The organism is Buchnera aphidicola (Myzocallis carpini) (assembly GCF_964059025.1).
Taxonomy (GTDB): Bacteria; Pseudomonadota; Gammaproteobacteria; order Enterobacterales; family Enterobacteriaceae; genus Buchnera_L; species Buchnera_L aphidicola_AK.
Genome location: NZ_OZ060376.1, coordinates 142770 through 158189 on the forward strand (window position 1 = coordinate 142770; position 15420 = coordinate 158189).

14 protein-coding genes and 1 other RNA gene are annotated in these 15420 nt (G+C 24.6%); 5 read left to right on the forward strand and 10 right to left on the reverse strand.

Translation table 11 applies throughout. The features are described 5' to 3' along the window. Window positions 1-10: 10 nt before the first annotated feature. From AB4W53_RS00650 to gyrA, 4 genes are read right to left on the reverse strand one after another with little or no spacing between them, the layout of a single operon-like run. A complete protein-coding gene (locus tag AB4W53_RS00650; RefSeq protein ID WP_367672026.1) occupies window positions 11-298 on the reverse strand; it encodes a 2Fe-2S iron-sulfur cluster-binding protein in 288 nt (95 codons plus the stop codon). Then, window positions 273-1406, reverse strand: a complete 1134-nt coding sequence (gene nrdB, locus AB4W53_RS00655) for a class Ia ribonucleoside-diphosphate reductase subunit beta (RefSeq protein ID WP_367672027.1) — start codon at window positions 1404-1406, stop codon at window positions 273-275. The genes AB4W53_RS00650 and nrdB overlap by 26 nt, the downstream gene beginning before the upstream one ends. A gap of 40 nt (window positions 1407-1446) precedes the next feature. After that, the gene (gene nrdA / locus AB4W53_RS00660) at window positions 1447-3726 is read right to left on the reverse strand and encodes a class 1a ribonucleoside-diphosphate reductase subunit alpha (RefSeq protein WP_367672119.1); all 2280 of its coding nucleotides are present in this window, start codon (window positions 3724-3726) and stop codon (window positions 1447-1449) included. A gap of 47 nt (window positions 3727-3773) precedes the next feature. After that, entirely contained in the window at window positions 3774-6299 is a 2526-nt protein-coding gene (gyrA, locus tag AB4W53_RS00665) for a DNA gyrase subunit A (protein ID WP_367672028.1), read from the reverse strand. Window positions 6300-6478: 179 nt separating this feature from the next. Between gyrA and AB4W53_RS00670 the strand changes: the two genes are divergently transcribed. Continuing rightward, entirely contained in the window at window positions 6479-7204 is a 726-nt protein-coding gene (locus AB4W53_RS00670) for a DUF2076 domain-containing protein (RefSeq protein ID WP_367672029.1), read from the forward strand. A gap of 83 nt (window positions 7205-7287) precedes the next feature. Here the strand turns inward: AB4W53_RS00670 and AB4W53_RS00675 are convergent, their stop codons facing one another. Next, window positions 7288-7872 carry a peroxiredoxin gene (locus AB4W53_RS00675; RefSeq protein ID WP_367672030.1) on the reverse strand — a complete coding sequence of 195 codons (585 nt, stop codon included), beginning with the start codon at window positions 7870-7872 and terminating at the stop codon, window positions 7288-7290. A gap of 125 nt (window positions 7873-7997) precedes the next feature. Here AB4W53_RS00675 and ung point away from each other — a divergent pair, with 125 nt between their 5' ends. Next, window positions 7998-8648 carry a uracil-DNA glycosylase gene (gene ung / locus AB4W53_RS00680; RefSeq protein WP_367672120.1) on the forward strand — a complete coding sequence of 217 codons (651 nt, stop codon included), beginning with the start codon at window positions 7998-8000 and terminating at the stop codon, window positions 8646-8648. 8 nt (window positions 8649-8656) lie between these two features. Here the strand turns inward: ung and grpE are convergent, their stop codons facing one another. Then, window positions 8657-9037, reverse strand: a complete 381-nt coding sequence (gene grpE / locus AB4W53_RS00685) for a nucleotide exchange factor GrpE (protein WP_367672031.1) — start codon at window positions 9035-9037, stop codon at window positions 8657-8659. A gap of 118 nt (window positions 9038-9155) precedes the next feature. Between grpE and AB4W53_RS00690 the strand changes: the two genes are divergently transcribed. Then, on the forward strand, window positions 9156-10031 hold the full coding sequence (locus AB4W53_RS00690; RefSeq protein ID WP_367672032.1) for an NAD(+)/NADH kinase: 876 nt from the start codon (window positions 9156-9158) through the stop codon (window positions 10029-10031). A 90-nt stretch (window positions 10032-10121) separates the two neighbouring features. On the opposite strand, the gene ssrA is transcribed toward AB4W53_RS00690, so the two are convergent. Beyond that, window positions 10122-10485: a transfer-messenger RNA gene (ssrA, locus tag AB4W53_RS00695) on the reverse strand. Window positions 10486-10638: 153 nt separating this feature from the next. On the opposite strand from ssrA, the gene grxD reads away from it, so the two are divergent. After that, a complete protein-coding gene (grxD, locus tag AB4W53_RS00700; RefSeq protein WP_367672033.1) occupies window positions 10639-10959 on the forward strand; it encodes a Grx4 family monothiol glutaredoxin in 321 nt (106 codons plus the stop codon). A gap of 62 nt (window positions 10960-11021) precedes the next feature. On the opposite strand, the gene rnt is transcribed toward grxD, so the two are convergent. Then, entirely contained in the window at window positions 11022-11669 is a 648-nt protein-coding gene (rnt, locus tag AB4W53_RS00705) for a ribonuclease T (RefSeq protein ID WP_367672035.1), read from the reverse strand. 391 nt (window positions 11670-12060) lie between these two features. Here rnt and ychF point away from each other — a divergent pair, with 391 nt between their 5' ends. Beyond that, a complete protein-coding gene (gene ychF / locus AB4W53_RS00710; RefSeq protein WP_367672036.1) occupies window positions 12061-13149 on the forward strand; it encodes a redox-regulated ATPase YchF in 1089 nt (362 codons plus the stop codon). Window positions 13150-13194: 45 nt separating this feature from the next. On the opposite strand, the gene thrC is transcribed toward ychF, so the two are convergent. Both thrC and thrB read right to left on the reverse strand, forming a co-directional pair. Next, window positions 13195-14481 carry a threonine synthase gene (gene thrC / locus AB4W53_RS00715; protein WP_367672037.1) on the reverse strand — a complete coding sequence of 429 codons (1287 nt, stop codon included), beginning with the start codon at window positions 14479-14481 and terminating at the stop codon, window positions 13195-13197. 5 nt (window positions 14482-14486) lie between these two features. Then, the gene (gene thrB / locus AB4W53_RS00720; RefSeq protein WP_367672039.1) at window positions 14487-15419 is read right to left on the reverse strand and encodes a homoserine kinase; all 933 of its coding nucleotides are present in this window, start codon (window positions 15417-15419) and stop codon (window positions 14487-14489) included. Between the last annotated feature and the right edge of the window lies 1 nt (window position 15420).

Consider the following 15420-nt stretch of genomic DNA (forward strand, 5'->3'; position numbering starts at 1 on the left):
ATATAAAAATTTATATATTTATTTCAATATTGCTATTTATGTTGCAACAACATGGGAATATGTATCCTTTTTTTTTTAAAGCAATAATATTTTTTTTAAAATATTGTACTTTTCCATGAATTAATCGAATTTTACAGGTTCCACAATATCCTTCTTGACATTGATAAGGAATATGAATATTTATGTATTTTAATAATATTAGTAATGGTATGTTATGTACATTATTTTTTATAGTATATATATGATTTTTGATTTTTATAATATATTTTTTTTTATAATTTAAATTTTTTAAATTCATGATTTGAGATTTCGCAATCAATTTGTCCAACTAAATAGGAACTCACTTCAACTTCTTGAGGAGCGGATTGTATATGATCTGATGTTAACCAATTATTAATCCAGGGTATTGGGTTATTGATTTTGGGAAAAATTTGTGGAAAATCAATGGTTTGCATTCTAATATTTGTAATATATTCTATATATTGATATAAAATTTTTTGATTTAATCCTAACATAGGACCATCTTGAAATAAATATCTTGACCATTCTTTTTCTTGATTAGCTGCTTGTTGAAATAAAGAAATGCATTTTTTTTTACAATTTTTAATTATTTTTTTCATTTCTGAATCATTTTCATGATTTTTAAGAATATCTAAAATATGTTGTGTACTAGTTAAATGTAAAGATTCGTCTCTAGCAATTAACCGAATAATTTTTGCATTTCCTTCCATAAGTTTTCTTTCAGCAAATGCAAAGGAACAAGCAAAACTTACATAAAAACGAATTGCTTCAAGTATATTAACACTGATTAAACAAAGATATAATGCTTTTTTTATAGACTTTAAGTTGACGATAATATTTTTATTATTATGATCTGTATAACAACCTTCTTTAAATAAATTCCAATAATGTACCATATTTATTAATTTATCATAATATTTAGATATGTCTTTTGCTCTTGTACAAATATTTTCATTAGAAATGATATTGTCAAATATTTCTGATGGAGAATGGATAATATTTCTTATGATATGTGTATAAGATCTTGAGTGAATAGTTTCTGAAAATGACCATGTTTCTATCCATGTTTCTAATTCTGGTAATGAAACAATGGGTAGAAATGCTATATTTGGGCTTCTTCCTTGAATAGAATCTAATAGTGTTTGATATTTTAAATTACTAAGAAAGATATGTTTTTCATTTTTTGATAATTTTTGAAAGTCAATTCGATCTTTAGATAAATCAATTTCTTCTGGTCTCCAAAAAAAAGATAATTGTTTTTCTATTAATTGTTCAAAGATAGCATATTTTTGTTGATCGTATCGAGCAATATTTACAGATTGTCCAAAAAACATTGGTTCTTTTAGTGGATTATTTTTTTTTCTAGAAAAAGTAGTATATGACATGATATGACCTAGGAAAATATATTAATATTAAGATATATATTTATAGGATACACGATCCATTATTACAATGATTATTTTTTTTACGTATATTATTTTCTTGTTCTTGTACGCCATCTCTAGTATTTTGATAATATAACGTTTTTATTCCTAAATTGTATGCTATTAACAATTCTTTTAGTAGTACTTTTATTGGTATTTTATTATTAAAAAATTTTTTTGGATCATAATTTGTATTTGCTGAAATGGATTGATCGATAAATTTTTGCATAATTCCAATTAATTCTAAATATCCAATATTATTTGGAAGACTCCATAACAATTCATATTGTTTTTTTAATTTTTGGTATTCTGGAACGACTTGTTTGAGCATCCCATCTTTGGATGCTTTAATAGTAATATATCCCCTTGGTGGTTCAATTCCATTTGTTGCATTAGAAATTTGTGAGGATGTTTCAGAAGGCATGATTGCTGATAGTGTTGAATTTCTTAATCCATATTTTTTAATGTTCTTTCTTAATTTATTCCAATTTAATTGGAGTGGAGTATTACATATATTATCTAAATCTTTTTTATAAGTATCTATTGGTAATAACCCTTTATAATAATTTGTTTGATAAAATAAAGAACAAGATCCCTTTTCTTTTGCTAATTTACAAGATGCTGTTAATAAATAATATTGAAGATGCTCGAAGGTAGTATGTGTCAATATATTAGCGCTACCGTCAGAATAGCGAACATTATTTTTTGCTAAATAGTATGCAAAATTTATAACACCAATACCTAAAGGACGTCTATTTTTTGCACTATTTTTTGCAGCAAGTATAGGATATTCTTGATAATCAATTATTTCATCCAATGCTCTTACTAATATTTCGGATATTTTTTTTAATTCAGATAGATTTTTAATCTTTCCTAAATTAATCGCAGATAATATGCATAATGCAATTTCAGCATTTTGATCATTTAAGTCATAAATGGGTTTTGTTGGTAATGTAATTTCTAGACATAAATTTGATTGTTTGATAGGTGCATATTTTGGGTTAAAAGCACTATGTGAATTACAATGATCTACATTTTGTATATAAATTCTACCAGTAGAAGTTCTTTCTTGCATAATTAATGAAAATAAATGAATAGCTTTAATTTTTTTTTTTCGAATGTTTTTTGTTTTTTCGTATTTTATATATAATTCTTGAAATTTTTTCTGGTCAGAAAAAAAATAATCATATAATCCTGGAACATCTGATGGACTAAATAATGTAATATATTCTTGATTTATCATTCTTTGATACATGATTTTATTAATTTGTACACAATAATCGATGTGTCGTACTCTATTTTCCTCAATACCTCTATTATTTTTTAAAATAATCAGATCTTCTACTTCTAAATGCCATATAGGGTAAAATAATGTAGCTGCTCCACCTCGTACTCCTCCTTGGGAGCATGATTTTACTGCAGTTTGGAAATGCTTATAAAATGGTATGCATCCTGTATGAAAGTTTTCTCCATTTCTAATAGAACTACCGATAGCTCGTATTTGCCCTACGTTAATTCCAATTCCAGCGCGTTGTGAAACATATTTTACAATAGAACTTGCAGTAGCGTTAATAGAATTTAAACTGTCTGCACATTCAATAAGTACACATGAACTAAATTGTTTAGTGGGAGTACGTACTCCAGACATAATAGGTGTTGGTAGAGAAATTTTAAATGTAGAAATAGCATTATAAAAATCTTTAATATATTGCATTCTTGTATGGTGGGGATAGTTAGAAAATAAACATGCGGATATCAGAATGTATAAAAATTGAGCACTTTCATAAATTTTTCCATTAACTCTATTTTGTACTAAATATTTTCCTTCTAATTGCTTGACTGCAGAATAAGAGAAATTCATATCACGTGTATGATCAATAAAACTATCCATAATGTGATATTCTTCTTTTGAATATTTTTTAAGCAATTCATGATCATATTTTTTTAATTGTACCATTTTTTTAACGTGTTTATATAGAGTAGGTGGGTTAAAGTTACCATATGCTTTTTTCCTAAGCATTAAAATAGATAATCTTGCTGCCATATATTGATAATCCGGATTTTCTTGTGAAATCAGGTCTGCAGTGACTTTTATTATAATATCATGAATTTGTATAGTTGTAATATTATGATAAAATTGTATTTGAGCATGTGATATTATTCGAGATATTGAAATAGAATTTAATCCTTTTGCTGACCATTGGAGTACTTTTTTAATTTTATTTAAATTTATGGGTTCTTTTTTTCCATTTTTTTTTTCTACTAATAATGTTTGATTTATCATAAAAACCTAATTTTTTATTTTCAAGATAATAAAGTTCAATATATTTAATAAGATGTTTTAATATTATTTTTAGAAATTTTTTGTACTGCTACTACTTTTTCATTTTTCGTAGTTCTTATCAAAATAACACCTTGTGTGTTTCTACCTAATATTCTAATTTCTGCTACTCTAATTCGTACTAGTGTACCAGCATTAGTAATAATTACAATATGATCAGATTCTATTACTTGTATTGCGCTAATTACAACACCATTTTTTTTAGTAATTTTAATAGATCGAATACCTTTAATAGCTCTAGATTTTATTGGAAAATATTGTATTTGAGTTTTTTTTCCATATCCATTTTCTGTGACTGTTAGGATAGTTCCATCTTGATGTGGTACTAATAATGATACTACTTGATCATTTTGATCTATATTAATACCTTTAATTCCATATGCTGTTCTTCCCATTTTTCGCACTGTTTTTTCAGAAAAATGTACTACTTTACCTTGTTTGCTAAATAGCATAATATTATTCATACCATTTGTTAGTGCTACTCCAATCAATTCATCACCTTCTTTTAGATTAATTGCTATCATCCCTGTAGATCTTGGTTTTTTAAAAGTATTTAGAGAAGTTTTTTTTACAATTCCGTATGCTGTTGACATAAAAACGTTTTTGTTTTTTATAATTTTATTTAGGTTTAAAATAGCTGTAATTCTTTCTTTGTGATTTAAAGGAATTAAATTAATAATTGGTTTTCCGCGGGCGTGCCTACTGGATTCTGGTAATTGATACACTTTCATTCTATATAAAATTCCCTGATTTGAAAAACATAAAATCGTATCATGTGTATTAGCTACTAACAATGTTTCTATACAATCTTCTTCTTTTATTTTTGCTGTAGAACGTCCTTTACCACCACGATGTTGTGCTTCATAATCTGATAATGGTTGATATTTTACATATCCTGAATGAGATAAAGTAACTACTACATCTTCTTTTGTAATCATATCTTCAATATTGACTTCAGTATTATTTTGAATAATTTCTGTTTTTCTATTGTCTCCAAATTTTTTTTGAATACTTTTAAGTTCTTTTGTTATACTATGTAATAGATTTTGATGATTATTTAAAATTTTTGATAATGAAGAAATTTTTTTTAATAGTTCTTTATATTCTTCAATAATTTTTTTATTTTCTAGATTTGTTAATCTATGTAATTTTAATTCTAAAATAGATTGAATTTGTATTTCACTAAATTTATATTGATTATCAGAATTATTATTTTGTTGTTTTTGATCATCTATGAAGTGATTATAAAAGATTTTTTCATGCATTTTCCATTTTTTTAATAATAATTTTTCTTTTACTATTTTTTGTGTTTTAGATTCTTTAATAATTTGAATAATATGATCAATATTTTTTATTGCAATCGATAATCCTTGTAAAATATGTGCTTTTTTTTTAGCGCGTTTTAATTCAAATATACTACGTCTCGTAATAATATTTTCTCTATGTAATATAAAACATTTTAGTATATCTTTTAAAGACATGACTTTGGGTTGTCCATGGTATAATGCTACCATATTAATTCCAAATGATATTTGCATCTGGGTTAGTACATATAATTTATTTAATAATATTTCTTTTATAACATCTTTTTTAATTTCAATGACAATTCTCATACCTTCTTTATCAGATTCGTCTCTTAATGTATGAATACCTTCAATTTTTTTTTCTTTGATTAATTCTGCAATTTTTTCCATTAAAATTGCTTTATTAACTTGGTAAGGTAATTCGTATATTACAATGGATTCTCGTTTATTTTTAAAGTGTTTTTCAATTGTATATCTAGCACGAATATAAATTTTGCCTTTTCCAGTGCGGTATGCGTTTTCAATACCTTCAGCATTACTAATAATACCAGATGTTGGAAAATCTGGACCTGGTAAATAGTACATCAGTTCTTTTAATGAAATATTTTTGTTATTAATATATGCTAAACAAGCATTAATGACTTCGTTAAGGTTATGTGGTGGAATATTAGTTGCCATCCCTACTGCAATACCTGATGATCCATTAATTAATAAGTTAGGTATTTTAGTTGGTAGAATTTCTGGTATTTTTTCTGTTTCGTCATAGTTTGGTAAAAATTCTACGGTATTTTTATCTAAATCTTCTAATAATTCATGTGCTATTCTTGACATTCTAATTTCTGTATATCGCATAGCAGCTGCTGAATCACCATCTATGGAACCAAAATTACCCTGTCCTTCGATTAATACATATCTTAATGAAAAATTTTGTGCCATTCTAACTATAGCATCATAAACTGCGGAATCTCCATGTGGATGATATTTTCCAATAACATCACCTACTACACGAGCAGATTTTTTATATGGTTTATTCCAATCATTACCTAAAATTTTCATTGCAAATAATATTCTTCTATGTACTGGTTTCAATCCATCTCTAACATCTGGTAATGCTCTTCCTACAATTACAGACATTGCATAATCTAAATATGAAGATTTCAATTCTTTTTCAATATCAATTTTTTGAATATTCTTAGGAATATCTTGCATATATTGATTTTCTCTTAAAATTAAATATATAATTTTATTGAATATATAATGATTTTATATTAAACATAATACATGAAATCAAAAAATAATAATTTTATTTTTATAATTATTATTTTAATAATAGTGTATTTTATAATTTTAAACACTTAGAAAAATATTATTTATATTATAGGATATTTATGAAAGATACAGAAAAATTATTAATTATAGAATTATTTAATAAATTACGTAATATTGAAAATCAAACTCCTGAAAAGGATTCTGCGGCAGAAAAGATGATTGATGATTTATTAAAAAATCATCGTAATGCCACTTATTATATGGTACAAACTTTATTAGTACAAGATATTATTATTAAAGAATTAACTGAAAAAATTAAAAATTTGGAAAATAAAATATGTAAAATGAATTATCGTTCTGAATTTTTATCTGGTGAGGTAAAAAATAATATTGCAAATTCTGTTAGAAGAGATGATGTATTAAATAAAAAAAATATATTTTCTAACCAAAATGTACAAAATGATTCTCAAGATTTAAAAAATAGTTATACTCATCATGCAAATCAACCTGTTCATAATACCAATAAAATATCTAGTTTTCTTGGAAATGCTTTACAAACAGCAGTAGGTGTTGCTGGAGGAATTGTTGCAGGAAATATGTTATCTGATTTTTTTCATCATGGGCAGGATTTAAACCATAACACGCAAGATATCAATAGTGATCATACTCAAGATTCTGAAAATCATACTAATATTGATCCTGTTCATAATAATTTTGTAGGTTCACATCATTTAAATGATTCTGTAAATAATGATACACCAGATACGAGTGATCATGATGATGTAGAAGACTTTGATAATAATGTTTCAGACATAGAAGATGATACAGATTATTTTGGTTTATAAATGGAATAATATAATCTTATAGTTTTTAAAATTATTAAAACCAGAATAAAAGATTTTATTACTGGTTTTAATAAATTATATATTTACTGATAGTATTTTTTTAGTCCTTCTTCAGATGGATGTATACTAGTTTTTCCGGTTTCCCAATTTGCTGGACAGACATCTCCATGTTTTTCATGAAATGTAATAGCATCTACCATTCTTAGAATATCTTTAATATTTCTTCCAAATGGTAAGTCGTTAATAACTTGATGTCGAATAATCCAATTTTTATCAATTACAAATGTTGCTCTTAATGCAATTCCCATGTTAGGATGTGTAACATCATATGAATCTTGTATTTCTCCTTTAATATCTGAAACCATAGTATAATTAATTTTTCCAATTCCACCTTTCTGAATAGAAAGATTTTGCCATGCTTTATGTACAAAAACAGAGTCTTTAGAAACTCCAATAATTTCTGTGTTTCTTTTTTTAAATTCAGGATATAATTCGTTAAATGAAATAATTTCTGTTGGGCATACAAAAGTAAAATCCATTGGCCAAAAAAATAATACAGTAAATTGATTTTTAATATTTTGTTTAAAATTAAATTCATTAATAATATTACCATTCTTTAATATTGCTGGAGCGACAAAGTTAGGTGCTGTTTGGGTTACTAAATTCATTTTTCCTCTTTAATATGAATATGGAAAATCATATACTATAATTTATTATATTTGATATTATATGAATTACAAAAATGTCTTTTAGTATTTTTTAAAAATATATGTATGGTCAAGTTATGAACAATATTATTTTTAATTGGAAAGATTTATTTTACAAAGAAAAAAATAAATTATTCAAAATATTACATAGAGTTAATAAAAAACGACTAAGTACAATGATTTTTCCAAGTAAGGAAAATGTTTTTAACGCTTTTTATTATACTCCTTTTCATAAAATAAAAATTGTTATTATCGGACAAGACCCATATCATCAACGAAACCAAGCAAATGGACTATCTTTTTCAGTAAATTATAATTGTAAAATTCCTCCTTCTTTAAAAAATATTTATAAGGAGATTATTAATGATTTACTTTTACCGAAAAATTATTACGATCATGGATGTTTATATCATTGGGCTCATCAAGGTGTTTTATTATTAAATAGTATTTTAACTGTTGAATTAGGAAAGCCAAAATCGCACATATTGTATGGTTGGTCTGATTTTACTGATGCTATTATTTATTATATTAGTAAATATTTGGATAATATTATTTTTGTATTATGGGGAAAGTATGCTCAACAAAAATCGTATATTATTAATCATAATAGACATTATGTGTTGTGTGCTGCACATCCTTCTCCATACTCAGCAAATTTAGGGTTTTTTGGTTGTCGGCATTTTTCGGAAATCAATAAAATTTTATTATTGCACAATAAAATTCCTATTTTTTGGTAATAAAATTTTTATTTGATATCATTATTGTTTATTTTTTTTTGGAATACTTGAATATTATTAGATAGTGATTTTTTTGTTAGTTTAATACCTTCTATAATAGAGTGTTGTTCTATTTTTTGTTTTTTTGCTATTTCAAATATATTCTTGAATTTATTAATTATATTAGATATTTTTTTTATGAAAACGCTTAAATTCTCTTTTTGTAATTGCAACATTTTATTTTCAGATTTTTTTTTTATGTTTTCAGTATTTGCTTGTTTTCGTAATTGAAGTTCTTTTTTTTTTTTTTTTAATACTAAAAGTTTTTCTTTTAATATTTGTATTTGAATTTTTAGATGTTGTTTTTGTACTTTTGATTCTTTTTGCATATTTTCTTTGTTATTGTTCATATAATTTGATTTTTTATTCTGTTAAATAATATGTTTTATTATAAGGTTTTTTATTGGTTTATTCAATAACATATAACACATTTTATTTTTATAGATGAAAATAGGAAATATGTAGATTATGAATATAGAATTTAAATGGATTGCAATTTTAGGATATCCTCGTAACGAACATTTATTTTTTACACATCAGATATTATATAATTGGTTAAAAAAAAAAGGATATAATGTTGTTATTGAATATAGTATTTCAAAGTTTGTTAATATTAAATCTGCTAAAATATTTACTTTTGTGGAGATTGGAGAGCAATGTGATTTAGGTATTGTAATAGGAGGAGACGGAAATATGTTGTATGTTTCAAGAATGTTATCTTCGTACCCTATTAAACTAATTGGAATTAATTGTGGTAACTTAGGATTTTTAACTGACTTACAACCCAAAAATATGTTTTTGGGATTATTTGATATTTTATCAGGAAATTTTTTTTTAGAGAAACGATTTTTATTAGAAGTATCAGTAGAAAATCAAAAGATTAAAAAAAAAAGTGTTGCTGTAAATGAGGTGATGATATCGTCAATCAAAAAATCGTACATGATGAGTTTAAAAGTGTATTTAGATAATCAATTTGCTTTTTATCAACGTTCTGATGGAATAATGATTTCTACTCCTACTGGTTCTACTGGTTATTATTTGTCAGCGGGAGGTGCAATTTTATCTCCTACTTCGGAAGTAATATCTATAATTTCAATTTTACCACATACTTTATCATCACGTCCTATTATTATTAATAATAATACCGTTATTATGATTAAGTTATTTAATTCTGAGAATAACTTTGAAATTAGTTGTGATAGTCAGGTTATTTTACCTATTAAACATGAAAATAAAATTTTTATTTATAAAAGTAAATATTATATTAATTTAATTCATCCAAAAAGTTATCATTATTTAAAAGTTTTAAGAAAGAAATTAGATTGGTTTAAAAATTTTTTTTAAGTAATTAATATTTTTATTTAATTTGTTATATTTTTATTTTTTATTGTGCATGTATTTAAGATTGTGAATATATGAATATTGAATTTTTATTTGGAGCTGGCGGGATTTGAACCCGCGTCCAAAATATCTAATACTATAGTACTACATGCTTATTCTTTTAATTGATTTAGTATTTTAATATAAAAGAAAATATTATTTAAATACCTATCTCAGTTTTTTAATTCATATAAATTCTGAGAATAATTTATTATGAATACTCTTTTTATTCAACCTTTATAGTATATGATTTTTAAAAGAGTACTAAAAATCAAAAAGGGCTTTATTAGTGTTTTAAGCTGCTAAAGCGTATTTTTCTTGTTTTGCATTTATTAATTTACGGTTTTTATCGAGGCAACCGTACCTCGGCATGCACTGATAGTTTTTAGAAGATTTTGTCGAATCCAATATCAGCCCCCTATCTATTCTATCATATAGTATTATAATAATACTAATTAAATTAAAAAGTCAATAAAATATTTCTTACTTCCATAAAAATAATATTTAATTTTTATAATATTTATTTTATAATACTATGAATAGTTTGTATTTTGTTACAAAAAGGTACATTATGCATATAAAAAAGATTATTCAAAAACAAATTAGTGAAAATACCATTTTAATTTATATGAAGGGCTCTCCAGAATCTCCAAGTTGTGGTTTTTCAGCTAAAGCAGTAGAGGCATTGTCAAGTTGTGGTGTATCATTTGCATATGTGGATGTATTAGAAAATGAAAATATTCGTTCTTTTTTACCTCAATATTCCAATTGGCCGACCTTTCCTCAGCTTTGGGTAAAAGGAGAATTAATTGGAGGATGTGATATTATATTAAAAATGTTAGAAAATGGAAAATTAAAAAAAATTTTATTGAGTGCAACACAGAAAAATTAATTATTTATTAAAATTTAATTAGATTAATAAAATGTTATTTTTATTAATCTAATACTTTTTATTTAATAATTAAAATATTTTTTTGGTGGCCATCCTCCAAGTTTTTTCCATTGATTAATTAATTTACAAAATAATTTTGCAGTTTTTATAGTATCATATAGTGCAGAATGTGCCTGATGATTATCAAATGGTATTTTGAAGTATTGACAGGCTTTAGATAATACTGTTTGTCCTACAGCTAATCCACTTAATGTTGCTGTATCAAAAGTTACAAATGGATGGAATGGATTATTGGTTATTTTACATCTTTTAGCAGCTTCCATTAAAAAATTATGATCAAATGTTGCATTATGAGCTACAATAATACTTTTTTTACATTGATGATATTGCATATCTTGAGATACAATATCAAAAATACATTTTAGTGCATATTCTTCGTCAACTGCTTGTCTTAAAGAACTAAATAGATTGATTTTGTGTAAAATCATAGATTGTTTTTCAATTATTGCACCAAGGAATGGTTTAATATGAAAATGTATTGTTCTTAAATTTTCTAACCATCCTTGTTGATTCATTTTTAATGTAATGACTGCGATTTCTAGTAAAGCATTCATTTTATGGTCAAATCCTGTAGTTTCAATATCTATCACTACAGGATAAAAATTTCGAAATCTATTTTTTAATAAATTATATTTTTTTTGTATATTCATATATTAATTTTAATTGTTAAAATATATTATATTTTATACAAAATTTTTATTTATTTTTATAAACAATTTGATAAGTTTTATTACATATCATTCTAACTTTGGTAATTATTGTACGATGTAACATAATCATAATGATATTATTGAGAATACGTATCATGTATTATATTATTTAAAGATATATATTTAAATTTTGAATTATTAATTTTATATGTAAAATTGTATATTATTAATCATATATGATAAATATTATTTTTTATATTTATAGATTGTATTAATTTATTCTTTTGGTATTATATTTTTATTGTGATTATTTTTATGAAAGTGAGTATTTTTTAATTATATAATATATTAATGATATTGAAAGTGATATATTTTTATTTTAGGGATCTTTATGAGTTTAAAATGTGGTATTATCGGTCTTCCAAATGTTGGAAAGTCTACGTTATTTAATATTTTAACAAAATCTAAAATACCAGCAAAAAATTTTCCATTTTGTACTATTGATCCCAATATTGGCATTTCACCTGTTTTTGATGATCGATTATCTTTAATATCAGAAATTATACATCCAGAAAATATTGTAACATCTTACGTAAAATTTATAGATATTGCAGGATTGGTTAAAGGAGCTGCTAAAGGATCAGGATTAGGTAATGAATTTTTAAGTCATATTAGAACAGCTGATGCTATTATTCATATAGTACGTTGTTTTGAAGATCCTAATATTATTCATGTACATAATAAAATATCACCTGCATATGATATTGAAGTAGTTAATATGGAATTGATTTTATCAGATCTACAAATTTGTGAAAAAGAATTATTAAAATTAAAAAACCAAAAAAATAATATTGATATTGAACATGAAAAAAAAATAAAGATTTTACATATTTGTTTAAAGAATTTACAAAATTGTAAAATGATTAGGGCAGTATTTTTTAATGAAAAAGAACTAGAGTTAATTAATTATTGTAAATTTATTACATTAAAACCAATTTTATATCTTGCAAATGTTTTAGAAAATAACAATAGTATAAAATATTTTAATCAATTATTGAATTCTAATGCTGTTTTTAAAAATACTGTTATATCTGTTAATATTTTATCAGAATCTCATAAAAAAAATTCTATAGTATCAAAAAATAAAAATTTTTTAAATTTTACAAAAAATACAAGTTTCAAAATTCATACCATAATTAATTCTGCATATCATTTATTAAAATTACAAACTTTTTTTACTGTTGGAAAAAAAGAAGTACGTGCATGGGAAATTCATAAAGGTACAACAATTCTTGAAGCTGCTAAAAAAATTCATTCTGATTTTAAAAGAGGATTTATTAGAGCTCAGGTAATTAGTTATATAGATTTTATTAATTGTAACGGAGAAAATAAAGCAAAGGCATTAGGTAAAATACGATTAGAAGGTAAAAAATATATTGTTCAAGATGGAGACATTATTAAATTTTTATTTAAAGTATAATTTTTTAGAGAAGAAAGAAATAGCTATTCTTCTCTAATAAATTATTTATGTAATTAAAATTTTTTTTAGTTTTTCAAAGTTTGGTTTCATGTAGTGTGATAATATAGGTAATTTAGATGGTATTTTTAGTTTTTCAGGTAACGGAACAGTAATATTTAATATATCATCTACAACATTTTTAAATTTTGCTGGATGTGCTGTACCAAAAAATAGTCCATATTCATTAGATTGTAATTGATTTTTAAGTAATTTATATGCTATTGCTGCATGTGGTTCAGAAATATATCCCATATTTTTTAATTGAATTAATGTTTTACAGGTTACATTATCTGATATACTTCCATATCCTAGTTGATTTAATTTCCATTTTTTTCGGTGAAATAATTCCTCTACTCTTGGCCAATTATTAGGACGACTAATATCCATTGCATTAGATATTGTGGAAATACAGTTATATGGTTTCCATTTTCCAGTTTTTAAAAATCTAGGAACGGTATCATTAGTGTTTGTTGCAGCAATAAATGATTTTATAGGAAGACCCATGGATTTTGCTAGTAAACCTGCTGTTAAATTTCCAAAATTTCCACAAGGTACTGAAATTACTATATTATTACGATGTTTTTTGGGAATTAATGCATATGCTTCAAAATAATAACATATTTGCGCTAATAATCTACTAATATTAATAGAATTAGCAGAGTTTAAACCTGTGTTTTTTTTTAATTGATGATCATTAAATGCTTGTTTCACTAATGTTTGACATTCATCAAAACTACCATCTATTGCAATTGTTGTAATATTATGCCCTAATGTACAAAATAATGTTTCTTGTAATTTACTAATTTTTCCTTCCGGATATAGTATAACCACTCGAATATTTTTAGATTTATAAAAAGCATGCGCGACGGCTGCTCCAGTATCTCCTGAAGTTGCTGTTAAAATTGTTATAATTTCGTTATTTGTATTTAAATGAGATAGTATTCTTTCCATAAATCTAGCACCAAAATCTTTAAATGCTAGTGTAGGTCCATGAAAAAGTTCACAACATGATATATTATCAGTCACTGGAGCGATTTTTGGGCCTGGAAATGAGAATGCGTGGTATACATATTTTTTTAAATCGTTAATACTGATTTCATTTCCTATTAGCATAGATAGTATTTTAACACTACGTGTTAAAAAATCCATTTCGATCATGGCATCTAATTCTTTTGCTTTCAAAATAGGTAAATCTATTGGAAAGAATAATCCTTGATGTTCTCCTAATCCCATTTTTACTGCTTTTAAAAAACTTACCTGTTCATAATGATTCTTTAAATTATATAATTTCATGGATATTATACTCCTATATTTCTTGTTCCTTTTGTATCTACATTACAAATATGAACAAATCCGTGTTTATTTTTTAGATAATGTTTTGATAACCATATTGATATTTTATTTGCTGATGTTTCATTTTCACATATTACAAAGATTGTTGGTCCTGATCCGGATATTCCAAAATTAATTGCTCCTAAATCTAATATATTTTTTTTGATATTAGTAAAATTTTGAATTAATGGTATACGATATGGTTCTGCAAGAATATCTTTCATTAATGTATATGCTAATTTTTCTTGTTTTGTATAAGATGCATGTATAAATCCTGCTAATAATTTACTGTGTTCAATACAAATTTTTTTATTATATTGTAAAGGTAATATTGATCTTGCTTGTGATGTTGATATTTTTATTCCTGGCCAAGCAACAATCCAAATCCAATTTTTAAAAAAGGGAATTGATTGGCTAATAATATTATTTTCATTTATTATTAATTGTAAACCTCCGTAGTAGCATGGAGCAACATTATCATAATGTATTTCTCCAGATATTTCACCTTCAATTTTTCCCATTAATTTCAGTAATTGTTGTTTATTTAGAGGTTTTTTGCAAAATTCATTGATAGCTACTAAAGTTGCTACAATGGAACATGCGCTAGAACCCAGTCCAGAACCAATAGGCATATTTTTTTCTAATAGAATTGAAATAGGTATTTTTTTTCCAATAATTGTACAAAAATGATTCCAACATTTCCAAATAATATTTTCTTGAATATTTTTTGGAAGTTGAAATGCAAACTTTCCTATGTTTGTCAAGGAAAAAGTGTGATTTTTTTTTACAATTACACAATCTCCTAACTTTTTTCCATCTTTCGGTGAAATAGCAACTCCGAGTGTATCAAAACCGACATTGATATTTCCGATAGAAGCAGGTGCATAAATTTTTATCATA